22 protein-coding genes and 1 pseudogene are annotated in these 24,757 nt (G+C 74.6%); 5 read left to right on the top strand and 18 right to left on the bottom strand.

Going from position 1 to position 24,757, the window contains the following annotated elements; translation table 11 throughout:
* Positions 1-39: 39 nt before the first annotated feature.
* From HC251_RS09680 to HC251_RS09655, 6 genes are all read right to left on the bottom strand, one after another.
* The gene (locus tag HC251_RS09680) at positions 40-606 is read right to left on the bottom strand and encodes a GNAT family N-acetyltransferase (protein WP_219945087.1); all 567 of its coding nucleotides are present in this window, start codon (positions 604-606) and stop codon (positions 40-42) included.
* 64 nt (positions 607-670) lie between these two features.
* Positions 671-1,624 carry a tRNA (adenosine(37)-N6)-dimethylallyltransferase MiaA gene (gene miaA, locus HC251_RS09675; RefSeq protein ID WP_255566658.1) on the bottom strand — a complete coding sequence of 318 codons (954 nt, stop codon included), beginning with the start codon at positions 1,622-1,624 and terminating at the stop codon, positions 671-673.
* On the bottom strand, positions 1,621-3,054 hold the full coding sequence (gene miaB, locus HC251_RS09670; RefSeq protein ID WP_219945086.1) for a tRNA (N6-isopentenyl adenosine(37)-C2)-methylthiotransferase MiaB: 1,434 nt from the start codon (positions 3,052-3,054) through the stop codon (positions 1,621-1,623). Before miaB ends, miaA begins: the two co-directional genes overlap by 4 nt.
* A 59-nt stretch (positions 3,055-3,113) precedes the next feature.
* Positions 3,114-3,434 (bottom strand): stage V sporulation protein S, encoded by a 321-nt coding sequence (locus HC251_RS09665; RefSeq protein ID WP_219945659.1) that lies wholly within the window; start codon positions 3,432-3,434, stop codon positions 3,114-3,116.
* A gap of 305 nt (positions 3,435-3,739) precedes the next feature.
* Positions 3,740-4,813, bottom strand: a complete 1,074-nt coding sequence (gene recA, locus HC251_RS09660) for a recombinase RecA (RefSeq protein ID WP_219945085.1) — start codon at positions 4,811-4,813, stop codon at positions 3,740-3,742.
* Between the two features lie 246 nt (positions 4,814-5,059).
* Positions 5,060-5,953: a sulfite exporter TauE/SafE family protein gene (locus tag HC251_RS09655; protein ID WP_219945084.1), complete on the bottom strand. Its 894-nt coding sequence runs from the start codon at positions 5,951-5,953 to the stop codon at positions 5,060-5,062.
* A gap of 70 nt (positions 5,954-6,023) precedes the next feature.
* Here HC251_RS09655 and HC251_RS09650 point away from each other — a divergent pair, with 70 nt between their 5' ends.
* Complete coding sequence (locus HC251_RS09650) at positions 6,024-6,896, top strand: LysR family transcriptional regulator (RefSeq protein WP_219945083.1); 873 nt, start codon at positions 6,024-6,026, stop codon at positions 6,894-6,896.
* 12 nt (positions 6,897-6,908) lie between these two features.
* On the opposite strand, the gene HC251_RS09645 is transcribed toward HC251_RS09650, so the two are convergent.
* The 4 genes from HC251_RS09645 to HC251_RS09630 all read right to left on the bottom strand — a co-directional run bounded on the left by HC251_RS09645 (position 6,909) and on the right by HC251_RS09630 (position 9,333).
* Positions 6,909-7,586 (bottom strand): pyridoxamine 5'-phosphate oxidase family protein, encoded by a 678-nt coding sequence (locus tag HC251_RS09645; RefSeq protein ID WP_219945082.1) that lies wholly within the window; start codon positions 7,584-7,586, stop codon positions 6,909-6,911.
* A gap of 57 nt (positions 7,587-7,643) precedes the next feature.
* On the bottom strand, positions 7,644-8,498 hold the full coding sequence (gene truB, locus HC251_RS09640) for a tRNA pseudouridine(55) synthase TruB (RefSeq protein WP_219945081.1): 855 nt from the start codon (positions 8,496-8,498) through the stop codon (positions 7,644-7,646).
* Between the two features lie 152 nt (positions 8,499-8,650).
* A complete protein-coding gene (gene rbfA, locus HC251_RS09635) occupies positions 8,651-9,040 on the bottom strand; it encodes a 30S ribosome-binding factor RbfA (protein WP_219945080.1) in 390 nt (129 codons plus the stop codon).
* Entirely contained in the window at positions 9,040-9,333 is a 294-nt protein-coding gene (locus HC251_RS09630; protein ID WP_219945079.1) for a DUF503 domain-containing protein, read from the bottom strand. Before HC251_RS09630 ends, rbfA begins: the two co-directional genes overlap by 1 nt.
* Positions 9,334-9,444: 111 nt before the next feature.
* On the opposite strand from HC251_RS09630, the gene HC251_RS09625 reads away from it, so the two are divergent.
* Positions 9,445-10,797, top strand: a complete 1,353-nt coding sequence (locus HC251_RS09625) for an HNH endonuclease signature motif containing protein (RefSeq protein ID WP_219945078.1) — start codon at positions 9,445-9,447, stop codon at positions 10,795-10,797.
* Between the two features lie 156 nt (positions 10,798-10,953).
* Here the strand turns inward: HC251_RS09625 and infB are convergent, their stop codons facing one another.
* From infB to rimP, 5 genes and pseudogenes are all read right to left on the bottom strand, one after another.
* The gene (gene infB / locus HC251_RS09620; protein WP_255566657.1) at positions 10,954-12,786 is read right to left on the bottom strand and encodes a translation initiation factor IF-2; all 1,833 of its coding nucleotides are present in this window, start codon (positions 12,784-12,786) and stop codon (positions 10,954-10,956) included.
* 940 nt (positions 12,787-13,726) lie between these two features.
* Positions 13,727-13,801, bottom strand: a pseudogene (locus HC251_RS25555) (translation initiation factor IF-2 N-terminal domain-containing protein); the annotation flags it as partial.
* A 167-nt stretch (positions 13,802-13,968) separates the two neighbouring features.
* Complete coding sequence (locus HC251_RS09610) at positions 13,969-14,190, bottom strand: YlxR family protein (RefSeq protein ID WP_255566717.1); 222 nt, start codon at positions 14,188-14,190, stop codon at positions 13,969-13,971.
* Between the two features lie 23 nt (positions 14,191-14,213).
* Positions 14,214-15,608: a transcription termination factor NusA gene (gene nusA, locus HC251_RS09605; protein WP_219945076.1), complete on the bottom strand. Its 1,395-nt coding sequence runs from the start codon at positions 15,606-15,608 to the stop codon at positions 14,214-14,216.
* On the bottom strand, positions 15,605-16,117 hold the full coding sequence (gene rimP, locus HC251_RS09600; protein ID WP_219945075.1) for a ribosome maturation factor RimP: 513 nt from the start codon (positions 16,115-16,117) through the stop codon (positions 15,605-15,607). Before rimP ends, nusA begins: the two co-directional genes overlap by 4 nt.
* A 185-nt stretch (positions 16,118-16,302) precedes the next feature.
* On the opposite strand from rimP, the gene HC251_RS09595 reads away from it, so the two are divergent.
* Positions 16,303-17,262 carry an SDR family NAD(P)-dependent oxidoreductase gene (locus HC251_RS09595; protein ID WP_219945074.1) on the top strand — a complete coding sequence of 320 codons (960 nt, stop codon included), beginning with the start codon at positions 16,303-16,305 and terminating at the stop codon, positions 17,260-17,262.
* 105 nt (positions 17,263-17,367) lie between these two features.
* Here HC251_RS09595 and HC251_RS09590 read toward each other — a convergent pair whose 3' ends face one another.
* Together HC251_RS09590 and proS are read right to left on the bottom strand one after the other, a co-directional pair.
* On the bottom strand, positions 17,368-20,670 hold the full coding sequence (locus HC251_RS09590) for a DUF4214 domain-containing protein (RefSeq protein WP_219945073.1): 3,303 nt from the start codon (positions 20,668-20,670) through the stop codon (positions 17,368-17,370).
* Positions 20,671-20,798: 128 nt separating this feature from the next.
* On the bottom strand, positions 20,799-22,211 hold the full coding sequence (proS, locus tag HC251_RS09585; protein WP_219945072.1) for a proline--tRNA ligase: 1,413 nt from the start codon (positions 22,209-22,211) through the stop codon (positions 20,799-20,801).
* A gap of 74 nt (positions 22,212-22,285) precedes the next feature.
* Between proS and HC251_RS09580 the strand changes: the two genes are divergently transcribed.
* Positions 22,286-22,957 (top strand): alpha-ketoglutarate-dependent dioxygenase AlkB, encoded by a 672-nt coding sequence (locus HC251_RS09580; RefSeq protein ID WP_219945071.1) that lies wholly within the window; start codon positions 22,286-22,288, stop codon positions 22,955-22,957.
* Positions 22,958-22,964: 7 nt separating this feature from the next.
* A complete protein-coding gene (locus HC251_RS09575; protein WP_219945070.1) occupies positions 22,965-23,381 on the top strand; it encodes a PGPGW domain-containing protein in 417 nt (138 codons plus the stop codon).
* Between the two features lie 16 nt (positions 23,382-23,397).
* Here HC251_RS09575 and HC251_RS09570 read toward each other — a convergent pair whose 3' ends face one another.
* Positions 23,398-24,756, bottom strand: a complete 1,359-nt coding sequence (locus tag HC251_RS09570) for an FAD-binding protein (protein ID WP_219945069.1) — start codon at positions 24,754-24,756, stop codon at positions 23,398-23,400.
* Position 24,757: the final 1 nt, after the last annotated feature.

Genomic DNA, 24,757 nt, shown 5'->3' with positions numbered 1-24,757 from the left:
CCGCTTCCCTCCGCCTTTGCCTCCCGGGCCCCGAGCAGCTCAGAGGTCGAGGACGAAGCAGCGCGACAGGTGCTCGCCGCAGTACTGGCCGTAGGGCGCCAGCGGGACCCACCCCTCGCTGCGGTAGAGGGCCATGGCCTCGGGCTGACGGGTCCCCGTCTCCAGGACGACCTGCCGGTACCCCAGCTCGACCGCCACCGCGACCAGCCGGCGGAGGACGACCCGGGCCGTCCCCCGCCCCCGAGCCTCGGGGGCGGTGTACATGCGCTTCACCTCGGCGATCGCCGGATCGCCGCCCGGCAGGGGGCGGATCGCCCCGCACGCCACCGCGACGCCGTCGAGGTGGGCCACGACGAAGGTGCCGCGGGGCCGGGTGACGTCGTCGGCCTCGACCTCCCAGGCCGGGCTGTCGGGGGGCGCGGCCGGCGGCGCCCGGCGGGCATCGGGGACGTGCATGGCCTCGGGCGGGGGGTCGCCCTCGCGGCCCGGGTCCTCGTAGCGCACGTCGAGCTCGTCCATCAGGGCCGAGATCAGGGCGGCGCCGGGCTCGGCGCCCCACGCCTGCTCGACCACCGTCAGCGTCGTCGTCGGGTCCGTCGCCGTCACCGGCCCAGTCTGGCGGTCCCCACCCCCGACCGACGATCGGGTTCCCCGTCCCGGCGGGGACCGCTCACCGCTCCGGCGGACCGGCGCCGAGGGCGACGAGGACGTGGGCCACCAGGTCCTCGGCCACCTCGTCGGGGTCCTCGGCGGCGTCGAACCAGGTGATGCGGGGGTCGCGCCGGAACCAGGACCGCTGGCGGCGGGCGAACCGCCGTGTGCGCCGGACGGCCTCGTCGAGGGCCCCCTCCAGGGTCATCTCCCCGCGCCGGTGGGCGATCAGCTCCCGGTAGCCGAGGGCCTGGGCCGCGGTGCGGCTCAGGGGGTGCGGCAGGGCGAGGAGGGCGTCGACCTCGTCGAGGAACCCGGCCTCCAGCTGGGCGTGGTAGCGGGCCTCGATCCGCGCCGCCACCACCGCCGGCGGGAGGCGGATCCCCACCTGGGGGACCGTCTCGGGGTGGGTCTCCAGGCCGGGCCCGTAGGACGAGAAAGGGCGGCCGCTGCCCAGCGTGACCTCCAGGGCCCGCACGACCCGGCGCCGGTTGTCGGGCTCCATCCGGGAGGCGGCCAGCGGGTCCAGCTCCGCCAGCCGGCGGTGCAGGGCCCGGGTGTCGGGCTCGGCCTCGACCGCGGCCCGCGCCTCGGGGTGCTGGCCGGGGATCTCCAGCCCGTCGATGACGGCCCGCAGGTAGAGCCCGGTGCCGCCGACCAGCACCGCCCGCCGACCCCGCGCCGCGACGTCGGCCAGGGCGTCGCGGGCGGCGGCCTGGAACCGGGCCAGCGACCAGTCCTCCCACGGGTCGGCGACGTCGACGAGGTGGTGCGGCACCTCGGCCCGCTCGGCCGGCGTGGGCGAGGCGGTGCCGATGTCCATGCCCCGGTAGACCTGCATCGAGTCGATGCTCACCAGCTCGACGTCGGGCAGGGCCCGGGCCACCTGCAGCGCCAGCGCCGACTTGCCCGATGCCGTCGTGCCGACGATCGCCACCGCCGGCCCCGGGATCGACGGGCGGGCGGCGCTCACCCCGAGGCGACGGGGATGCGGGTGCGGTGGGTGGCCGCGGCCACCAGGCCGACCAGCTCGCCTCGCAGGTGGTGGGCCGCCGCCTCGGTGACCCGGACGGTGGCGTAGGTCCCGACCCGCAACGGGGTCGGCGACGGGAAGTGGACGAGCTTGTTCTGGCCGGTGCGGCCGGTCAGCACCGACGGGTCCTTGCGCGACGGCCCCTCGACGGCGACCTCCTCGACACGCCCGATGCGGCCGCGGTGGCGGGTCACCGCGGTGCGCTCGACGACGACCCGGAGCCGCTCGAAGCGCTCGGCCACGACCTCGGCCGGGACCTCCCGGTCCGCCAGGGTGGCCGCCTCGGTGCCGGGCCGGGGCGAGTAGATGAAGGTGTAGGCCGAGTCGTAGTCGGCCTCGGCCGCCACCTCCAGGGTGCGGACGAAGTCGTCCTCGGACTCCCCCGGGAAGCCGACGATGATGTCGGTGGTGACGGCCAGGTCGTCGACCGCGGCCCGGGCCGCGGCCAGGCGCTCGAGGTAGCGCTCGGCGGTGTACCCCCGATGCATGGCGGCGAGGACCCGGTCGCTCCCCGACTGCAGCGGCAGGTGCAGGTGGGGCATGACCTCGGGGACCTCGGCCATGGCCGCGATCGTCTCGGGGCGGAGGTCCTTGGGGTGCGGGCTGGTGAAGCGCACCCGCCGGATGCCCTCGACCCCCCCGGCGGCGCGGAGCAGGTCGGCGAACAGCGGGCGCACCCGGGTGGTGGCGTCGTCGCGCCGGGCGGCCAGGGTGATGTCGCGGCCGTAGGAGTTCACGTTCTGGCCGAGCAGCGTGATCTCGGTGACGCCCTCGTCGGCCAGCCGCCGGACCTCGTCCACCAGGGCGTCGAAGGGCCGGCTCATCTCGGGGCCCCGCACGGCGGGCACGATGCAGAAGGCGCAGCTGTTGTCGCACCCGACCTGGATCGTGACCCACGCCCGGTGCCCGTGGTCGCGGCGCACGGGCAGCGCCGTCGGGAACATGGTGGCGTCGTCGGCGACGGCGGCCTCGAGGATCTCGGTGATCGGGCCGCCGGTGCGGGCCTGCTCGACCAGCGTCGCCGCCCGGTGGACGTTGTGGGTGCCGAGCACGACGTCGACGTAGGGGGCCCGGGCCCGCACCTGGTCCTTGTCCTTCTGGGCCAGGCACCCGCCGACCACGATCTGGAGGTCGGGACGGGCGTCCTTGCGGGACTTCAGGTGGCCGAGGGTGCCGTACAGCTTGTTGTCGGCGTTCTCGCGGATGCAGCACGTGTTGAGGACGATGACGTCGGCGTCGTCCTCGTCGGTCGCCGGCGCGTACCCGTCGGCCTCGAGCTGGCCGGCGATCCGCTCGGAGTCGTGCTCGTTCATCTGGCACCCGAAGGTGCGGACCAGGTAGCGGCGGGGCGGATCGGACGGATCGGACATGGCCCGGCAACTCTACGGGCCGGCTCGTCGCGCCCCGAGGCCGGTGCGGCGGTCGGGCCCTACCAGGGGTCGTCGGGGCGGCGGGGGCGGCCGGGGTCGTCGACGCTGATCGAGCGTCGCTCCCGGTCCTCGAGGCGGAGGCGCAGGGCGGTGCGCTGCTCGCCGTCGATCTCGATGTCGGCGAAGGAGGGGGTCATGACGATGTCGAGCCCACCGGCCGACAGGATCCCCCGGGCGATCACGGAGGCCTTGGTGGCCTGGTTGAGCGCACCGGCGCCCACCACCTGCATCACCACCGCGCCGGAGCTGCGGATGGCGCCGGCGATGGCTCCGGCGACGGAGTTGGGGTTCGACTTGGTGGAGACCTTGAGGACCTCCACCTCGGCTGCGGCGGGCACGTGAGCGCATTTCGACGCACATGGCACCGTTCCTCTTCCCGCAAGCGCCACCTGACCAGGGATCACCCGCATGGACGAGCCCGGCCACGGCGCCGGTGGCGCGGCGGAGCCCGCCCGGGAGGGTGCTCCGGGCGGGCCCCGACGGGGGTCGGTGGGTGGGCGGCGGACATGTGGGGCAGGTGCGCCGCCCACCCGACCGAGGGGACGCCAGCGCTCGGGGTGCGACGAGCACCGGCGCGGACGGGGTCTGGGCGCCGACCCGGGGGTCGGGTGGTGGGGTCAGCCGATCAGTCGTCGACGTCGAGGCTGATGGGCTCGTCGTCGAGCTCGGACATGGCGTCGCCGGCGATGTCGTCGTCGTCGAGGCCGATGCCCATCTCCCGCCGGATGCGCTCGGACACCTCGACCATGATCTCGGCGTTGTCGATCAGGAAGCCCTTGGCGTTCTCGCGCCCCTGGCCCAGCTGCTCGCCCTCGTAGGTGTACCAGGCGCCCGACTTCTTGATGATGCCGAGGTCCACCCCGATGTCGAGCACCGAGCCCTCCCGGCTGATGCCCTTGCCGTACATGATGTCGAACTCGGCCTGCTTGAACGGCGGCGAGACCTTGTTCTTCACGACCTTGACCCGGGTGCGGTTGCCGACCACCTCGACCCCGTCCTTGATGGACTCGATGCGGCGGATGTCGAGGCGGACCGACGAGTAGAACTTCAGCGCCCGGCCGCCGGGGGTGGTCTCGGGCGAGCCGAACATCACGCCGATCTTCTCGCGCAGCTGGTTGATGAAGATGCAGATCGTCTGGGTCTTGCTGAGGCTGCCGGTGAGCTTGCGCAGGGCCTGCGACATGAGGCGGGCCTGGAGGCCCACGTGGCTGTCGCCCATCTCGCCCTCGATCTCGGCCCGGGGCGTCAGCGCCGCCACCGAGTCGATCACCACCACGTCGAGCGCCCCCGAGCGGACGAGCATGTCGCAGATCTCCAGCGCCTGCTCCCCCGTGTCGGGCTGGGAGATGAGCATCTCGTCGATGTCGACCCCGATGGCGGCGGCGTAGATGGGGTCCATGGCGTGCTCGGCGTCGATGTAGGCGCAGATGCCGCCGTTGCGCTGGGCCTCGGCCACCACGTGCATGGCCAGGGTCGACTTGCCCGACGACTCCGGGCCGTAGATCTCGATGACCCGGCCCCGGGGGAGGCCGCCGATGCCGAGGGCGATGTCGAGGGCCATGGCCCCGGTGGGCACGGACTCGATGGCCATCGAGCCCTTCTCGCCCATCTTCATGACGGAGCCCTTGCCGAACGACTTCTCGATGCTGCCGAGGGCGAGGTCGAGGGCCTTGTGGCGATCGGGGGTGGAGGGAGGCATGTTCGGGGTCCTTTCCGAGGGGTGGCCACGCACCCTCGGGGGGTGGGTGGGGGTGCGAGGCCCGGCGGTCACGAGGCTGCGGAGCGCCGCAGCGAGCGATGCCGAGGACCTTACGGAGGGGGTGTGACAGTAGGGCCGGTCGCCGGCGAGCATGCGAGGGGCGCAGGTGGATCGGGAACGACAGGAGCGTAGTTTCGAACAGCCGTTCGTGGCAAGGACCCTCGCCCCCCGGCCCCTCCGCGCCGCTCAGGCCCAGGCCAGCAGGACCGTGGCCGCCAGCACCAGGACGGCGCCGAAGACGACCTCGAGGCGGTGGGGGTCGATCCGCAGCGCGGTGCGGGCCCCCACCGCCGCCAGGGGCACCGAGGCGGCGCCGAAGACCCCGACCAGCCCCCAGTCGACGTGGCCGAGGGCGGCGTGGGCCACGGTGCCGGGGAGGGCCAGGGCCGCGGAGACGGCCAGCGACGTGCCCAGCGCCGGGCGGACCGGCAGGCGCAGGACCACGAGCAGGAGCGGGGCCAGCAGGAAGCCCCCGCTGTTGGCGAGCAGGCCGGCCACCACGCCGACCACGACGGCGACGCCGACGATCGCCCCCACCCCGCCCGCGGGCGGATCGTCGGCGACGGGGGCGAGGAGGGCGACGCCGCCCGCCGCCCCGGCCAGGCCATCGACCGCCCCGGGCGCGGCCGCCGTCGTCGTCTCCGAGCCGAGGGCGGACGGCGGGCCGGCGAGCTCGGCCGCCGACGGACCGGACCCGGCCCGGCGGGCCGCGCCGCGCCCGGCGCCGACCAGGATGCTCATGCCCAGACCCGCCACCAGGAGGTCGGTGGCGACGACGAGGGACTCGGCGGCGATCCATCGGGTCATCGCCGCCCCGGCGAGGGTGGCGGGGAGGCCGACGGCGGCCGACCAGGCCAGGACCCGCCGGTCGACGTGCCCGGCGCGCGCGTACTGGCGGGCGGCGAGGAGCGTGCCCGGGATGGTCGCCGGCAGCGGGCTGGCCACGGCCACGATGGCGGGGATGCCCAGGGCGGCCAGGACCGGGGTGGCGAGGGCCGAGCCACCCTTGCCGAACAGCCCGCCGAGGAACCCGGTGGCGGCGCCGACGGCCAGCACGGCGAGGACGGTCGATGCGGTCACGGGGCGAGCGTGGCGCCACCACGACCATCGATCAAAGTGCTTCGGCTGATGCTCTACATAGGATCTCCCTATGGAGATCCGCCAGCTCGAGCACGTGGCCGCCGTCGTCGACGAGGGGGGCTTCACCGCCGCCGCCGACGCGGTCGGCATCACCCAGCCGGCGCTGTCCCAGTCGGTCGCCGCCCTCGAGCGGGAGCTGGGCCTCACCCTGTTCGTCCGGGGCCGTCAGGTCGTCCTCACCGCCGCCGGGGAGGCGTTCCTCGGGCCCGCCCGCCAGGTGCTCCGCGCCGCGTCCGCCGCCCGCCAGGCCGCCGCCGACGTGGCCGGGCTCGAGGCCGGGCGGCTCGACCTCGTGGCCCTGCCGACCCTCGCCGTCGACCCGCTGGCCGACCTGGTGGGGCGCTTCCGCCTCGCCCACCCGTCGATCACCGTGCGGATCAGCGCCCCGGACCTGCGGGTGGCGGTGATCGAGCAGGTCCGACGGGGCGACGCCGAGCTCGGCCTGGCCGAGGTCGGGCGGGTCGACGTCGGTCTCGACGTCCACCCCGTCGCCAGCCACGAGGTGGTGCTCGTGGCCCCGCCCGGCACCCGCCTGGCGCAGACCCGGCGGGTCGCCCGGCACCGCCTGGGCGACCTCGACCTGGTGAGCACGCCGGTCGGGACCTCGACCCGCGCCCTGCTCGACGACGCCTGCGAGGCGGCGGGCGTCGAGCCGCACGTGGTGGTCGAGACCGCCCACCGCGAGGCGCTGGCCCCGCTGGTCGTGGCCGGCGCCGGTTCCGCCCTCCTGGCCGAGCCGCAGGCCCGGCAGGCCGCGGCCGGCGGCGCCGTCGTCGCCCGCCTCGACCCGCCCCTGCGGCGGGAGGTCGGGTTCGTCCACCGCCGCGGCGCCCTCTCCCCCGCCGCCCGCGCCTTCCTCGACCTGGCCCCGACGGCGGGGTGATCGTCGCCCGGCCTACGGGTGGGTGACGTGCGCCGGCGGGGCGCCGGCCCCCGGGTGGAGGTCCTCGGCCGGGACGGGCTCGGCCGGGACCACCGGGAGGGGCACGACGCCGGCCCAGACGGGGAGCTCGAGGTCGCGCTCGTCGTCGATCGGTGGGCCGGTGCGCACCTTCACCGAGGCGTCGTCGAGGGGGACCTCGAGCAGCATCGTCTGGCGCGCCTCGGCCCGGTCCGGGGCCCGCACGACCTCCGAGCGGCCGGGGGCGACGTGGTCGACCAGCCGGGCGAAGCCGGCGGCGACGGCCTCCGGATCGGTCACCTTGGTGGCGACGCCGCGGACGACCACGCTCCGGTAGTTCACCGAGTGGTGGAACGCCGAGCGGGCCAGGACGAGGCCGTCGACGTGGGTGACGGCCACGCACACCGGGAACCCGACGGCGCCGTGGCGCATCAGGCGGGACGCCACCGATCCGTGGAGCAGGAGCCGGTCGCCGTCGCGGGCGTAGACCATGGGGATGACGGTGGGGTCGTCGCCGTCGGCGATGCCCACGTGGGCCACGAAGCCGGCGTCGAGCACGGCGTGGACGGCCGGGGCGTCGTACCGGGCCCGGCCGGGGGCGCGGCGCACCGTGGCCTCCGGGGAGGGCGGCGGGGCCGGAGGGTCGGGCGGCGGCGGCAGGGTCGAGGGCACGGCGTGATGGTGGCAGGCCCGTCCGCCGGGCGCGCCCGAGTTCCGCGCCACCCCGGGCTACGCGGTGGGGATGACCATCTCGGGCTTGGCCGTCTCCCCCTTGTGCGCCTGGTAGACGGCTCGGAGGGTGCCGTCGTCGTCGACCACCGCCCACGGCCCCTCGCCCTCGGCACCCAGGTCGGCGCGGTCGAGCACCTTGCCGTGGCCCACGGCGATCGCCAGGTCCCCGCCCACCCGCAGGGTGGGCAGGTGGCCGACGGCCCGGGCGACCGGGAGCAGGTGGTCGGGTCCCAGCGCCTCCAGGGCCACGGCGTCGGCGAGGGTGAAGCCCCCGACGGCGGTGCGCCGCAGGGCCCGCAGGTGCGCGCCCCCGCCCAGGGCCCGCCCGAGGTCGGCGGCCAGGGACCGGACGTAGGTCCCCGACGAGCAGTCGACGACCGCCCGCAGGACCCCCGCCTCGTCGGTGGCCTCGACCTCGAAGCGGTGGATCGTCACCGGCCGGGCGTCGCGCTCGACCTCGATCCCCTCCCGCGCCAGCTCGTGGAGCCGGCGGCCGTCGACCTTGAGGGCCGACACCATCGGCGGGACCTGCAGGATCGGCCCCGTCAGCTGCTCGGCCACCACCCGCCGGGCGTCCTCGATCGCGACCCCCGCCATGTCGTGGGTCGCGGTGACCTCGCCGGCGGCGTCGAGGGTCGTGGTCTCGACGCCGAGGACGATCTCCGCCTCGTAGGTCTTGCCCAGCGCGGTCAGGTAGCGCAGGAGCCGGGTGGCCTTGCCCACCCCGAGCACCAGGACACCCGTGGCGTCGGGGTCCAGGGTGCCCGAGTGGCCGACCTTGCGGGTGCCGAGCAGGCCCCGGCTCTTGGCGACCACGTCGTGGCTCGTCCAGCCCGCCGGCTTGTCGACCACGGCGATGCCGTCCGGCCCGGCTCGCCGTCTGCCGCCGTCCGATCCGGGGGGCGTCACCGGTCCGTCCGTCTGTCCGGCGCGGCTCGCCGGGCGATGCCGTCCGGCCCGGCTCGCCGTCTGCCGCCGTCCGATCCGTGGGGTCGGGAGGCCACCTAGGGGGTGGGATCGGTGGCGGGCTCGCTGCCCTGGAGGCCGCGCAGCACGTCGTCGATCCGGGCCGCCGAGCGGACCACCGGGTCCGGTGCGAAGGTCAGCTTGGGCGTGCCCTTCATCCGGGTCTCGCGGTTGATGATCGCCTGCAGGCGGGGCCGGAGCTCGGCGAAGGCCTCGATCACCTCGTCGTCGGCGTCGGCCCCGGCCAGCACGTCGTAGTGCACGACGGCGTTGGCCAGGTCGGCGTCGCACCGCACGTTGGTGATGGCCACGTCGACCAGGCGGTCGTCGTCGATGTCCTGCAGCGCCTCGGCGACCACCTCCCGGAGGAGCTCGTTGACCCGGACCATGCGGGGGTACTGCCGCTTGGGGTTCGACCTCTTCGCCACTACTCGTCCTCCTGCATCCAAGCCCGGTGGGTGTCGACGACGTCGACGCCCGGCCGGGACCACACGAACCGTTCGACCTCGTCCAGGAGCTGCTCGACCTGGGCGGCGCTGCCGCTCACGGCGGCGAACCCCAGGGCGCTGCGCTGCCAGGTGTCCTGGTGATCGACCTCGGCGGCGCTGATCCGGAACCGGTGCCGGGCCCCGTCGAGGATCGGGCGCAGCTCGGACCGCTTGGCCTTGAGCGACCCGCTCGCCGGCAGGTGCAGCTCGACGCGCAACGACCCGACCACCATCCGTGCACCCTACGCCCGCCGACCCTCCACCACCCACGCGATCGAGATCCGGCCGGGCCCGCCCGGCCCGACCCGGCTTCACTGTCACACCCCCTGTTCATGATGAGGGGTATGGCGATGTTGACGATCGAGATGGTGGAGAGGGAGAAGCCGAGGGCGGTCGTCGAGGGGTTCGAGGCGCGGGTGGCCTCGGCGGCGGGGGTGCGCAACGCCAGCGACGGGGGTCTGGTGGCGCTGGCGGCGGAGGCGCTCCGGGAGGGGTTCTGGCAGGGGTGGGGGATCCACTCTCCGGTGCAGTGGTTGATGTGGAAGGCGGGCCTGTCGCGGCACACGGCCCGGCAGGTCCTGCGTCTGGCCATCCGGTCCCCGGAGCTGCCGATCACCTTGGGCCTCCTGGCCGAGGGCCGGTTGTCGCTCGATCAGGCGGCGACGGTGGCCCGCTACACCCCGGCGGAGTTCGAGGCCTCGGTGTGCGAGCTGGCGGTCAACGCCACGGTCCCGCAGATCGTGACCGCGACCCGTGAGTACTGCTTCGACCTCGATGCCATGGACCGCCCGGCCAAGGTCACCCATCGGGAGGTGGCCTTCGGCTCGGATGAGGATGGTCAGTGGTGGGCGAGGATCCGCCTGGGAGCGGAGGAGGGCAAGGTCGTCGAGGAGGCCCTGGCCACCACCCGGGACCGTCTCCACCGGGCCGCCCGCCAAGCCGCCCAAGACACGGCAGAGGCTGAGGGGCGCCCGACCACGGGGACCGATGCCGAGCTGGGGGTCGGGCGGGTGGGGTGGGCCGATGCGCTCGTCGGGATGGCCAACGTGGTGAACGCCACCGACGCCACCGGTGCTGAGACCGCCGCCCGCACGGCGGTGCATCTGCACCTCGAGCGACCCGCGGAGGGCTGTGGGGACACCTGGCGGGCCGAGATGCACGCCGGGCCGACCTTGCCGTCGTGGTTGCGCCGGTACCTGTTGTGCGACTGCGACATCGAGATCGTCTGGACCGAGGGCTCGGTCCCGGTGGCCACGAGCCGTCACCACCGCACCCCACCGCGGCGGATCCGGCGCCTGGTCGAGAAGCGCGACGGGTACCGGTGCCGGGTCCCGGGCTGCGACCAGACCCTCTGGTTGCAGGTCCACCACATCGTCCACTGGGAAGACGACGGCGAGACCGTGACCTGGAACCTGTGCTGCCTGTGCGCCCACCACCACCGCCTGCACCACCAAGGCGAGCTCGGCATCGTCGGCAACGCCGATGACCCCGACGGGTTGGTGTTCACCAACCGCCACGGCCTCGTCCTCGACCGAGCGGGCAGACCCAACGTGCCCCGGTCGGCCGACATGCCCCAGGTGCCCCCCTACGACGGACCCACCGGCGAACGGCTCCACAAGGACTGCGTCTCCTTCGTCCCCACCCGGGCCCCCGGCCACCCGCCCGGCGGGTCAGGCCACGCCCGCACCGGGACCTGAGAACCCGCCGCCTGACGCGGGCAGCCCACCACGGCACCACACCCCCGACCCCCGGTGACCCGCCCCACCCGGCGGGTCACCGGCGCGCCCCAGCCCGGACGCGCCGCTGGCGCCCACCCGGCTCGGAGGAGCGGGGAGGGCGCCAGCGAGGCACGTCTAGGACCTGGGGATCTCGCGATCCTCGTAGGTCTCGATGATGTCGCCCTGCTTGAGGTCCTGGAAGTCGGTGAGGCCGATGCCGCACTCGTAGCCGGCCTGGACCTCACGCACGTCGTCCTTGAACCGCTTGAGCGAGTTGATGGCGCCCTTCCAGATGATGGTGCCCTCGCGGAGGAAGCGGACCTTGGACCCACGGGTGATGGTGCCGTTGGTGACGTAGCAGCCCGCGATGGCGCCGATGCGGGGGACCCGGAAGATCTCCCGGACCTCGGCCTCGCCGGTGACGACCTCCTCGAACTCCGGAGCCAGCATGCCGACCATTGCGCTCTCGATGTCCTCGATGAGCTTGTAGATGATCTCGTAGGTCCGGATCTCGACGCCCTCCTGGGCGGCGAGCTCGCGGGCGAGGCGGTCGGGGCGGACGTTGAACCCGATGATCGTGGCGTTGGTGGCCACGGCCAGCTGGATGTCGTCCTTGGTGACGCCCCCGACGCCGCGGCGGGCGAAGGCCAGCTTCACCTCGTCGCGCTCGAGCTTCTTCAGGCTCTCGGTGACCGCCTCGAGCGAGCCGTTCACGTCGGCCTTGACGATGACGTTGAGCGTCGCCGCCTCGCCGGCCTGGATCTGGCTGAAGATGTCCTCCAGCTTCATGCCGCCGGAGGCGACGGCGGCCGAACCCGAGATGGAGGCGACCCGCTGGTAGTGCTCGCGCTGGTCGGCGACCTGGCGGGCGGTCTTGTCGTCGGGGGCGACCACGAAGTCGTCGCCGGCGACGGCCACGTCGGACAGGCCCAGCACCTCGACGGGCGTGGAGGGGCCCGCCTCCTTGAGCTGCTTGCCCTTGTCGTCGATGATCGCCCGCACCCGGCCCCACGCCGCGCCGGCGACCAGCGGGTCACCGACCTTCAGCGTGCCCCGCTCGACCAGGAGCGAGGCGACGGGGCCACGGCCCACGTCGAGGTGGGACTCGAGCACGACGCCCTTGGCCCGGCCGCCGGGGTTGGCGGTCAGCTCCTCGATGTCGGCCACGACGACGAGCTGCTCGAGCAGGTCGTCGATGCCGAGGTTCTGGAGGGCCGAGACCTCGACCATGATCGTGTCGCCGCCCCACGCCTCGGGGACGAGGTCGCGCTCGGCCAGCTGGCTCATCACCCGCTGGGGGTCGGCGCTCTCGCGGTCGATCTTGTTGATCGCCACGACGATGGGGACGCCGGCCGCCTTGGCGTGGTCGAGGGCCTCGAGGGTCTGGGGCATGACGCCGTCGTCGGCCGCCACGACCAGGACGACGATGTCGGTCGCATCGGCGCCCCGGGCCCGCATGGCCGAGAAGGCCTCGTGACCGGGAGTGTCGATGAAGGTGATCAGCCGACCGTCCTTCTCGACCTGGTAGGCGCCGATGTGCTGGGTGATGCCACCGGCCTCGCCGGCGACCACGTTGGCGTTGCGGATCTGGTCGAGGAGCTTGGTCTTGCCGTGGTCGACGTGGCCCATGACGGTGATGACCGGTGGGCGCTCGATGACGTCCTCGTCATCGTCGTCGTCCTCGAGGTCCTCGACGCCGAGGCGCTTCTGGAGCTCGACCTCCTCCTCCTCGCCGGGATCGGCGAGACGGACCTCGGCCCCGACGTCGACCGCGAACAGCTCGATCATCTCGTCGGTGAGGGACTGGGTCGCGGTGACCATCTCGCCCTCGGCCATGAGGAAGCGCACCACGTCGGCGGCCGTCCGGTTGAGCTTGGGACCGATCTCCTGCGGGGTCGACCCGCGCTCGATGACGATCTCGCCCTCGGGGACGGGCGCCTCGGCCGGCGTGTACTCCGGCATGTCCATGGGCCGCAGCTCTTCGCGGTTGCGACGGCGGCGCCCCTTGCGACGCGGGGGACGACGACCGGCGGGACCGCCGGGGCGGCCGGGACCGCCGCCGGGGCCACCACCGGGCGGGGGACCGCCCATGGCGCCACCGGGACGGCTCGGGCCGGCACCGGGACGGCTCGGCCCACCGGGGCGGCTGGGGCCACCGGGGCGGCCGGGACCACCGGGGCGCGTCGGGGCCGGGCCGCGCCCACCCAGACCGGGCGGCGGCGGGATGGGTCGGCCGGACATGCCCCGGGGCGGGCCGGGGGGCGGCGGGATGGGCTTGCCCGAGCCGCTGCGCGGCGCCATGTCGGGCGTCGGGCGGGGCGGGGGCGCGGGGCGGGCGCTGCGCGCCGCGGGACCCTGCGGGGCGGCACCGCCGGGGGCGGCGGGGCCGCCGGGGGGCGGCGGGCTGCCGGGGCCGGGCGCACCCGGGCGGGGCGGCTCGGGGCGGGCGGGCGGCCGGCGCCTCGGGGGCGGGGGCCGGGCGGGGCGGGCGGCCCGAGCCGCTGGAGGTCACCAGGCGGCTGGGGTCGGGCGGCGCCGGCCGAGGCGGAGGCGGGGGCGCCGGCGCGTCGGCGGGCGGCCGGGGCGGGGCCTGCGGCGTGGGCCGGGCCGGGGCGGCGGGCGCCTCGGGGGCCGGCGCCGGAGCCTCGGCCGCAGGGGCGGCGGGCGCCTCCGGGGCGGGGGCCTCGGGAGCCGGGGCGGCGGCGGGGGGCGCGGTGGCCGGCGGGGCGGCGTCGGCGGCGGCGTTGGCCGCCTTGGCCTTGCCCGACGCCTTCTTCGGCGCCTTGGCGGGCTCGTCGGGCTGCACCTCGCGGACCATGCCCTCGCGGTGTGCCTTGCGGCGGGCCCGGTCGGCCTGAGCCTCCTCGACACCCGAGGAGTGGGTCTTGACGTCCATGCCCAGACCCGCGCAGAGGTCGAGCGCCTCCTTGTTGGTGAGGCCTAGCTCCTTGGCGAGCTCGTGGACGCGGATCTTCTTCGGCAAGGTCGGTTGCCAGCCCTTCGGTGTTCAGTCCCGTGGACGCACGGGTCTTCCATCCTCGCGCACCCGGCCGGCAGCCGGCGAAGCCATCGACAGCGGGACGTCAGGACGTGGGGTGGTGGGGGTGCTCGACCGCCAGGCGGTCGGGCACGGTCCTCCAGTGTGCCGGGTCAGCCGGCGATCGCCACGCGCAGGGCGGCGATCGCCTCGTCGGCGACGGCGCCCCGGAGGGCCTTGGGGAACGCTCGGCGCTTGGCCGCCGCGGCCACGCACGCGGCGTCGGGGCACAACCACGCCCCGCGCCCGGGCCCGGGGCCGATGCGGAGCCCGCCGTCGGCCGTGCGCGCGACGCGCACCAGCTCGGCCGCCGCCGTGGTGCGGCGGCAGCCGATGCAGGTGCGCTGCGGGGGGCTCGTCAGGTGACGGGCCCCGTGTCGCCGACCTCGGGCCCCTCGGCCGCCACCGGCGCCGGGGCCTCGTCGGGGTCGTCGTCGGCCGGGTCCTCGACCACGCCCTCGGCGATGGCCGCCTCGGGGGTCGTCGGGGCGTCGTCGGCCGGGTCCGGGACCTCGACGGCCTCCTCGACGTCGGCCTCGGCCGCCTCCTCGCCGCTCACCGCGGACTCGTCCCCGCTGACCTCGGGGTCGACGCTGACCTCCTCGGTCGCGCCCTCCCCCGCGGCCTCGGCCTCGATCGCCTCGGTGGCCTCGGCCCAGGCCTCGGCCGACAGGGCCTCGCTGCCGTCGGCCGGCTGCCAGACCTGCTCGCCGGTCTTGGCGTCGGTGACCCACTCGCCCTCGGCCCAGTCCTGGTTGGCGTAGGCCTCCTCCTCGGCCAGCTGCGTCTCGCTCTTGATGTCGACGCGCCAGCCCGACAGGCGGGCGGCGAGGCGGGCGTTCTGCCCCTCCTTGCCGATGGCCAGCGAGAGCTGGAAGTCCGGGACGATGACGGTGGCGGTGCCGGTGTCGTAGTCGAGGCGGACCTCCTTCACCTTGGCCGGGGCCAGGGCCTTGGCCACCAGGTCCTCGGGGACGTCGGTGAAGGGGACGATGTCGATCTTCTCGCCGTTGAGCTCGTTGACGACCATCCGGACGCGGGCGCCACGGGCGCCGACGCAGGCACCGACGGGGTCGACGTTGGTGTCGTTCGACCAGACCGCGATCTTGGTCCGGTGCCCGGGCTCGCGGGCGCAGGCCTTGATCTCGACGATGCCCTCGGCGATCTCGGGCACCTCCATCTCGAAGAGGCGCTTGATGAGGCCCGGGTGGGTGCGGCTGACGACGATCTGCGGGCCCTTGGCGGTCTTGCGGACCTCGACGATGTAGGCCTTGAGGCGGGAGTTCGCCTGGGGGCGCTCGTGGGGGACCTGCTCGGCCTGGGGCAGCAGGGCCTCGACGCCGCGGTTCAGCTCGAGGAGCGTGTACCGGGAGTCGCCCTGCTGGATGATGCCGGTGACGATGTCGCCCTCGCGGCCGGAGTACTCCTCGTACTTCATCTCCCGGTCGACCTCGCGCAGGCGCTGGTTCATCACCTGGCGGGCCGTCTGGGCCGCGATGCGGCCGAAGTCGGGCGGGGTCACGTCGACGACGTCGCCGAAGGGCTCGCCGTCCTCGTCGAGGTCCTGGGACCAGACCCGGATGTCGAAGGTGTCGGGGTCGATCGTGACCCAGGCGTAGTCCTTGGCCCCCGGCATCTTGGCGTAGGCCATCTCCATGGCGTCGGCCAACGCCCCCATCAGGGTGTCGAGCGTGATGCCGCGGTCCGCGGCCAGGGCCTGGAGGGCCTCCATCATGTCCAGCTCGCGACTCATGGCTGCTTTGCCTTCTTCCTGGGGGGTCGTGTCTTGTCGTTCTTCTTCGGCGGGGCCGCGTCCCAGACGAAGACCGTGCGGGCCTTGTCGACCTGGTCGTGGCGGAGGGCCACCGGCTCGCCGCCGTCGTCGGGCTCGACGGTGATGCCGTCGTCGTCGGCCGCCACGAGGGTCCCCTGGAACCGGCGGGGACCTCCCTCGGCCCGGTTGCTGCTGCGGATGCTGACCAGCTCGCCCACGGCGCGCTGGAAGTGCAGGGGGGTGCGGAGCTTGCGCTCGAGCCCCGGGCTCGACACCTCGAGGGTGTAGCGGCCGGGGATGGGGTCGTCCTCGTCGAGGAGGCGGGAGATCTGGCGGGTGACCGTGGTGAGGGCGCCGACGGGCAGACCGCCCTCCTGGTCGACGGTGATCCGCAGGACCCCGCTCTCGAGCTCGATGTCGAAGAGCTCGAGGCCGGCGGCGGTGCAGACGGGCTCGACGAGTGCCTGCACGGTGTCGATGACGGTCACGGTTCCACCTCCTCGTCGTCCAGAGAAAAGGCGTGGGCCGGAGCCCACGCCTCGTCAAGCGTCCCACCCTGCTGGGTGAGGCCCGACAGCATAGCGGTGGAACCCCGCCGACGGCCCGGCGACCCCCGGGAGCAGGGCCGGCGCCGGGACCCATCCCCGTGCCGGGTGGCGTCGAACCGCACCCGATGCCGACACCCGCTCCCCTCGCCCGCGCCGTCGACCTCGCCCTCGAGGCCACCGTCGTCCCCAGCTTCAGCCGGATCGGGATCGCCGTCCGCTCCCGGCTGGAGCGGTGGCAGCCGCCGCCCGGCGAGGCCCTGGCCGGCCAGGTCGCCGTCGTCACCGGCGGGACCTCCGGCCTCGGACGGGCGACGGCCGAGGCCCTCGCCGGGCTGGGCGCGTCCATCGACGTCGTCGGGCGCGACGCCGGGCGCGGGGCTGACGTCGTCGACGCCATCGAGGCGACGGGTGGGCGGGCGACGTTCCGGGCCGCGGACGTCGGCGACACCGACGCCGTCGACGCCCTGGCCGCGTCGCTCGTCGAGGTCCACGGGCGCATCGACGTCATCGTCCACGCCGCCGGGGCCATCACGCCGGAGAGGCGGGAGACGCCACAGGGCCTCGAGGCGATCTGGGCGTCGATGGTGGTCGGTCCCCGGCTCCTGACCCGGCGCCTCGCCACCGACCTCGCCGACGGCCTGGGCCGGGCCGTCTGGGTCACCTCGGGGGGGATGTACCTCCAGGCCGTGGACCTCGACGACACCGGCTGGGAGGCGCGGCCCTGGGACGGGGTCCGGGCCTACGCCCAGGCCAAGCGGGCCCAGGTCGACCTGGTGGCGGAGGCCACGCGGCGCGGCGAGGCGCCCCTCCAGGTCGCGGTCCACCCCGGGTGGGCGGCCACACCGGGCGTGACCGACGCCCTGCCCGGCTTCGACCGGGTGATGGGCCCGATCCTCCGCTCCCCCTCCGAGGGGGCCGACTCGCTGGTCTGGACGGCGGCGGCGCCGGCGGGCGATCTCGTGCCGGGCGCGCTCTACCACGACCGCCGGGTCCGGGGCACCGTGCGCTGGCCGGGCACCGCCACCGCCCCGGACGACCGGGCCCGCCTCCTCGCCCTCGTCGACCGCCAGACCGCCCGGGTCTGAGCCCGGACGCGGTCCGGGCGACCACCTCTCCACCAGCCGCGGTGGTCGGGTGGTCGCCCGGACCCTCAGGTTGCCAGGCGCCGGGCCCGGCCGACGATCTCGCCGCTACGGCGTGGCCCCGACCCTCTCGGCGTACTCGGCGGAGGTGAGGATCTCGTCGATGACCTCGAGGCGGCCGGCGAGGGTGCCGACCCGGGCCTCGGCCGAGTCGAGCTCCGCCGGGGTGGGGTCGCGGTCCAGCAGGCCGAAGACGATCTCGAGGGCGTCGACCATGGGCCGGGACAGGTCCCTGTGCTCCTGGCTCTCGGAGAACGAGACCATCATGTTGGCCCGGGTCAGACCGCGCTCGAGGCGGCCGATCCAGTAGGCCTCGCCCTCGGCGTCGGGCTCGCGCCCCAGCACGTTCTGGTACACCAGCTCGACGAACTCGGCGTCGTCCAGCGACCCGTAGGTGGTGCGGAACTCCTGCGAGGCGACGAAGAAGCGGGCCACCTGCCGGATGGTCAGCCCGGCGCGCATCCGCGCCGTCCAGTACTCGACCCCCGCCAGGTCCGCCGGCCGCCCGAGCACGGCGGCGTAGAGGCGGATCACCGGCGCCCGGGGCGGGTCGTAGGCGATGCGACGCAGGTTGTCGGCGAGGCGGGCCCGGGTGAGCGAGCCGTCCTGGAGGGACTCGGTGAACACCTCGAGCTCGCTGGGCGTGGGCGGGCGGCCCACGAAGTCGACGAACTGCTGGGTGACGAAGTCCTCGTCGCCGAGCTGCGGCACCGGCGGGGCCGGGAAGGCGAAGCGGGCGACGGACGGGTCGTGGTCGCTGACCCCCCGGCCGGTGACGGGCTGGTGCTCGGCGGCCCAGTCGGCGTTGACGTGGGCGACCCGCTGCTCGACCAGCTCGGCCAGCAGGGCGTCGTCGACGAGCTGCTGGTCGAGGGTCTGGGCCTGGCCCTCGAAGACGTAGGAGTAGGCCGCGGCCGGGGCCTCCTGCACCAGCACGTCCCACAGGCTGTTGAGCCCGGCGTCGTAGAGGGGCGCGAGCTGGTCGCTGGGCCCCTCCGGCGGCAGGATCGGGTCGTCGGGGCGGGGGAAGACGTTGAGGTCGCCGGCGACCATCACCCGGGCCTCGGGCACCTCGGCGGCGATGGCCTCCGAGATGGCGGCGGCGTAGGCCGCCTGCTCCCGTCGCTGGCCGACGCGCCGGTCGGGTCCGGACGAGAAGTGGTTGTTGATCACCCACAGGTCGACGGGCGTCCCCTCGCCGGCCGTCTCCGGGTAGACGAGGAAGCGACCGGTCTGGGCTGCCCGGGTGTACACGTTCGGGCCGTCGGTGCCGGTGCTGGTGTCGACGTCCTCGGGGAGGTCGGCGTTGAGGGCCTTCGGGTTCTCGACCTCGGCGTTGGACGGCAGCGGATCGTCGCGGTACTCGACGCCGGGGGTCGAGCCGAGCACGGGATCGTCGGCGCCGGGGGTGGCCAGCTCGACCCGGTCGACCCGGAAGAGGAAGGCGTTGTGGATGCCGCGGTCGTCGGCCCCGTCGCGGTCCGAGGCCACGTCGTACACGGCGCCGCCGTTCTCCTGGTCGTTCAGCATGAACGCCAGCTCCTGGACGGTGTCGGGCTTGCCGTCACCGCCGTCGCACGTGAGCGCGCCACCGGGCTCGGCCGAGCAGATGTCCTGGTCCTCGGCCTCCTGCACGGTGACGACGTCGGGCAGGTGGAGGTCGAAGGCGATCTGCTTCGCCAGGCCCACCAGGCGGTCCAGGTAGACCTGGTCGGTGGCCGGGACGTAGTCGAATGGCGGGCTGACACCGGGGCAGCCGGCGTTGTCGGTGAAGTCGCAGCCGTCGGTGGGGTCGTCGCGCCGGTCGTAGAGGTTCTCGACGTTGATGTTGCCGACGGAGTACTCGGTGGCCCGGTCGGGCGCCTGCGGGGCGGCGTTGGTGGACGGGTCGACGCCGTCGGTGAACGTCGGCGGGGTCGCCACCTCGATGCGGTACTTCTCGAACGAGTAGCTCAGGGCGCCGGTCACGGCGCCGTCCAGGGTGGCGAAGGTGCGGGCCGGGGGCAGCAGCACGGTGCTGTCGGCGGCAGCGGCCTTGACCCCCTGCGGGCCGATCAGCAGGCGCTGGCCGTTGCCGTCGTCGAACAGGCCGGGCTGGGCGTCGAGGGGGTGGGCGTCGCGGAAGGTCCGCCGGGCGAAGGGGTCCTCGCGGGCGACGAGGGGGTCGTCGCCGCGGATCATCCAGATCTCGGAGTCGGCCGAGCCCGGGAAGACCGAGCGGCCGCCGGTGACGCTGGCGCCGGCCGGGACCGTGACCTGCATGCCCTCGAGCCGCTCCCAGTAGACGCCGGCCTCGGTCGCGTCCTCGGGCGGGTCGGCCTCGACCGCGGCCGGGATCGGGTTGCCGCTGCTGTCGAGCACCACGTCGGTGACCGACGTGAGCTGGGTGGCGAAGAAGAACTCGCCGGCCTTGGCCGTGATGGTGACGGCGTCACCGACGGTCGGTGTGTAGCCGTCGACCGTCGGGCTGGACCCGGTGAAGACGAAGATCCCCTCGGAGGTGTCGGGGTCGGCGTCGACCTCGGCGTCCGGCGTCTGGATCCAGAAGCCGTGGTTGGAGCCGCCCGAGGAGGTCCGGGCCAGGCTCCGCTCGGTGACGACGCCGCTGGTGACGACCTCCTGGCCGGCGCCGTTGCCGCTGGCCGGGGCGAAGGGCGACCGGCTGGTCGGGCCGGTGGCGTCGCCCTGGATCTCCCCGATGGTGCGGATGTCGGGCGGGGGCGGCTCGGCGGTCTCGTCGCCGGGCTGGCCGACGCCGACGAAGGTGTCGCTCGGGAACCCGGCGAACTGCACTGACGGGTCGTAGGCGTCGGAGGTGTCGGTGTCGGCGGTCTCGTTGGCCGCGGCCCGACGGAGGGTGGCGTTCGCAGTGACGGTGTCACCGGCCCCCCACGCCGCGCCGGGGTCGACCCCGACCTGGCCGATGGAGTCGACCACCGTCCCCGGGTCACCGCCCTTGGTGAGCACCACGGCGTCGTCGCCGTTGAAGTTCACCGCTGACCCGCTGGTGACGTCGGCCACCGCCGTGAGGTCGGTGCTGGCACTGGTGTGGGCGATGACGAAGACGGCGCCGGCCGCGATGGTGCCCGTGAGGGGCGTGCTGGTGCCGGGCGCCGTGGCGCCGTTGGCGTAGATGCGCAGCGTGTACCCGCCGGCGGCCAGGTCGACCGGTGCCCCGGTCTTGTTCTCGATCTCGATCGCCTTGTTGTTGCTGCTGCCCTCGACGTACTCGGAGATCAGCAGGTCGGTGGCGACGGCGGCACCGGGCGACGGGGCCACCACGGACGAGCCGACCACGGCCAGGAGGAGGGCCAGCGCGCCGAGGGCGCGCCGCCGGAGGGAGAGGTGCACGGGGGATGCCGCCTTCGGGGGAACCGGTGGTGTGACGGCGGTCAGGCTGCCACACGCTCCCGCGCGCTGCTCGACCGCCGCGTCAACAGTTCGTCAACCTGGTCTGAACCCCGGATGGACGCCGCAGGTCAGTAGGAGCGGGCCACCGTGGCGATGCTCTCGGGGTCGTCGTCGCTGGTGGCGACGTCGCCCTCGGGGCTCTGCAGGCAGCGGACGGTGACGGCGTCGGCCTTGAGCCGGGCCAGGCCGTCGTCGTCGAGCGCCCCCCACGGGATCCGGGCGAACCCGGTGCGGGCCGCCTCCAGCGCCTCGTCGACGGTGGCCACCTCGACGGTGCGGTCGTCGCGCACCTGGCGAGCGGTGGCGAGCATGGCGTCCTGGATCTCGTCGAGCAGGGCGACCACGCGCTCGGGCAGGCCGCTCAGGGGCACGGTGCCCTTGCCCTGCTGGTCGCGGCGGACGAGGGTCGCCTGCTCGTCGGCGAGGTCGCGAGGGCCCAGCTCGAGGCGGACGGGGACGCCCTTGAGCTCCCAGGTGGTGGCCCGCCGACCGAAGCCGACGTCGGTGCGGGCGTCGACGGTGACGCGGACCCCTGCGGTGCGGAGGGCCTCGGCCAGCAGCTGGGCCCGCTCGGCCACGCCGTCGCCGTCGCGCACGACCAGCACGACGACCTGGATGGGCGCGACCCGGGGCGGGACCCGCAGCCCGGCATCGTCGCCGTGGGCCATGATCAGCCCGCCCATCATCCGGGTCGAGACGCCCCACGACGTGGTCCACGCCAGCTGCTGGGTGCCCTCGGCGTCCTGGTAGGCGATGTCGAACACCTTGGCGAAGTTCTGGCCCAGCTCGTGGCTGGTGCCCATCTGCAGGGCCTTGCCGTCGCCCATCATCGCCTCGCACGTCGTGGTGTTGATGGCCCCCGGGAAGCGCTCGTCGGGCGTCTTGCGGCCGACCAGGACCGGGATGGCCAGCTCCTTCACCATGAAGTCCTCGTAGACGTCGCGGAGGATCGTGTAGGCGTAGGCCGCGGCATCCCGCTGGTCGACGTGGGCGGTGTGGCCCTCCTGCCAGAGGAACTCGCTCGAGCGCAGGAACAACCGGGGCCGGAGCTCCCAGCGCACGATGTTGCACCACTGGTTGAGGAGCAGGGGCAGGTCGCGCCAGGAGTCGACCCACTTGGCCATGTACTCGCCGAAGATGGTCTCGGAGGTGGGCCGCACCACGAGCGGCTCCTCCAGCTCCTTGCCGCCACCCATGGTGACGACGGCCAGCTCGGGGGCGAAGCCCTCGACGTGCTCGGCCTCGCGGGTCAGGTAGCTCTGGGGGATCAGCGACGGGAACGAGACGTTCTCGGCCCCCGTCAGCTTGATGCGCTCGTCGACGGCCGCGACCATCCGCTCCCAGATGGCGAAGCCGTAGGGCCGGATGACCTGGGTGCCCCGGGCGGGGCCGTTGTCGCCGAGCTCGGCCTTGGCCACGACGTCCTGGTACCAGCGGGGGAAGTCGTCGGCCTGGGGCGTGAGGACGGGAGGCTTGGCCATGGCGGCGATGGTAGGTGAGGCGCGCCCGACCCCCTCCCACCGACCCGACGGCGAACACGTGTACGCTCTCGGTCATGCCCGTGGAGCTGACGTTCCAGCCCTCCCTGCTGGCGACCGGGGCCCCGGAGCCGGACGCGGACTTCGCCACCGCCGAGCGCATCGACCTGGGCGACGGGGCGTGGGTCGACCACGCGCCGGGCTGGCTCGCCGGCGCCGACGCCCTGTTCACCGAGCTGGTCGACACCGTCCGGTGGGGCCAGCGGGAGGTGGCGATGTACGGCAACCTGGTCACCGAGCCCCGCCTCTCGGCCTGGTGGGGCGACGAGGAGCAGCCCGAGCGTCGCCTCGAGGCGGCGCCGGCGGCGCTCGTCGCCCTCCTCCCCGTCCTCGACGCCCGCTACCAGCGCGGCTTCGACGCCATCGGGTGCAACCTCTACCGCGACGGCCGGGACTCGGTGGCCTGGCACGGCGATCGCTTCGAGCGGGAGCGCCCCGCCACCATCGTGGTGGTGCTGTCGCTGGGCTCGCCCCGCCGGTTCCTGCTCCGCCCCGCCGGCGGCGGGCCGTCCCGCGCCTTCGACCTCCTCTCCGGCGACCTGCTCGTCATGGGGGGCACCTGCCAGCACACCTGGCAGCACTGCGTCCCCAAGGTCGCCCGGGCCGGGCCGCGGATGAGCGCCACCTTCCGGCGCCGCATCCACCCGGCCGACATCCGCGGGCAGGTCGTGCCCGCCGGCGGGGCATGATGCCGGGGTGGCCGACGATCAGCTGACCGCCGAGGAACGACTCCGCCTGCGGGAGGAGCGGCGCGAGCGGTACCGCGCCGCCGCCGTCGACGCCGAGCGGGACACCGGCCGGCGGGAGCGCACGGTCGAGGAGGCCAAGCGCAACATCATCGTGCGCATGGCGATCATCGCCTTCGGCACGCTGGTGACGCTGGCCGGGCTGGGCATGCTGGTCCTGCCCGGGCCCGGCATCGTGGTGGTCATCGCCGGGCTCGGCATCCTCGCCACCGAGGTGTCGTGGGCCGAGCGGCTCCTCGCCTACGCCAAGAGGAAGGCCAACGTCGACTCGATCACCGACCAGCACCCGTGGGTCAAGCCGGTGTCGATCGTGCTCATGGTCCTCGGCGTCGCCGTCTCGGTGCTCTACGCCGTCGTCTGGCGCTAGCGGGCCCGACCCCCGCTCACAGGCCGAGACGGCGGCCGAGGTCGCTCTGGAGGACGGCGTCGGGGTCGACCCGGCGGCGCACCGCCCGCCACTCGTCGAGCCGCGGGTACATGACCGGCATGAGCTCGGGCCGCACCCGGGAGTCCTTGGCCAGGTAGATCCGACCGCCGGCCTCGACGACCTGGGCGTCGAGCCGGTCGAGGAGCGGGCCCAGCCCGTGGGCCGCCGCGGGGATGTCGAGCGACAGCGTCCAGCCCGGGATGGGGAACGACAACGGCCCCGGGTTGGCCGCCCCGAACCGCTTGAGCACACCGATCAGGGTCGGCACCTTGGCGGCGGCGAAGGCGTCGGCGATGTCGTGCAGCACGTCCTCGGCCCCGAACGGGACGACGATCTGCCACTGGAGGAAGCCCCGGGGGCCGTGGAGCCGGTTCCACTCGTCGATGCCGTCGAGCGGGTGGAAGAAGCGGGAGATGCTCTGGATCTCGTCGCTCCGCCGGCGGGGCGCCTTCCGGAACCAGGCCTCGTTGAACGCCTGGACGGTCCAGCGGTTCAGCAGCCCGCCGGGGACGATGGGCGGCACCGTGGCCAGCGCCTGCGGGCCGAAGGCGAGCGGCTCGCGCCGCGACGGCGCCGGCAGCTCGTCGACCTCGGCGAAGCGGCCCCGGGTGATGACCGACCGCCCCACCTGGCCCCGCAGCGGCAGCAGGTCGACCCACGCCACGGTGTACTCGTAGTCCGCGTCGCCGGCCGAGAGCAGGTCCATGCAGTCGGCGAGGGTGTCGGTGCGGTCGGTGTCGACGATCGCCCGGCTGGTGGCGATCGGGCTCATCTGGACGGTGGCGTCGAGGACGACGCCGGTGAGCCCCATGCCGCCGGCGGTGGCCCAGAACAGGTCGGCGTCGACGTCGGGTGACACGGTGACGGGACCGTCGGCCGGCGTGGCCATGGTGATCCGGCGCACGTGGGCGCACCAGGTCCCGGCGCGGTGGTGGTTCTTGCCGTGGATGTCCGAGGCGATGGCGCCGCCCACGGTGACGTGGCGGGTCCCGGGGGTGACGGGGACGAACCAGCCCCGGGGCACGAGCCAGCGCATGAGCTGCTCGAGGCTGGTGCCGGCGGACACGGTGAGCAGGCCGGTCTCCTCGTCGAAGGCCAGGACCCCGCCGAAGGCGGTGGCATCGATGACGGCGCCGCCGGCGTTCTGGGCCGCGTCGCCGTAGCTCCGGCCCAGGCCCCGGGCCACGACGCCGCGGCGCGGGGCGGCGGCGACGACGGCCGCCGCCTCCTCGGCGGTCACGGGGGTGAGCACCTCGGCCGCCGAGGGCGTGGTCCTCCCCCACCCCGCCAGCTCGCGCCGGGCACCGGGCCTCATC

The organism is Iamia sp. SCSIO 61187 (assembly GCF_019443745.1).
In the GTDB taxonomy this organism is placed as follows: domain Bacteria; phylum Actinomycetota; class Acidimicrobiia; order Acidimicrobiales; family Iamiaceae; genus Iamia.
This window is presented reverse-complemented; position numbering and strand designations above follow the sequence as displayed.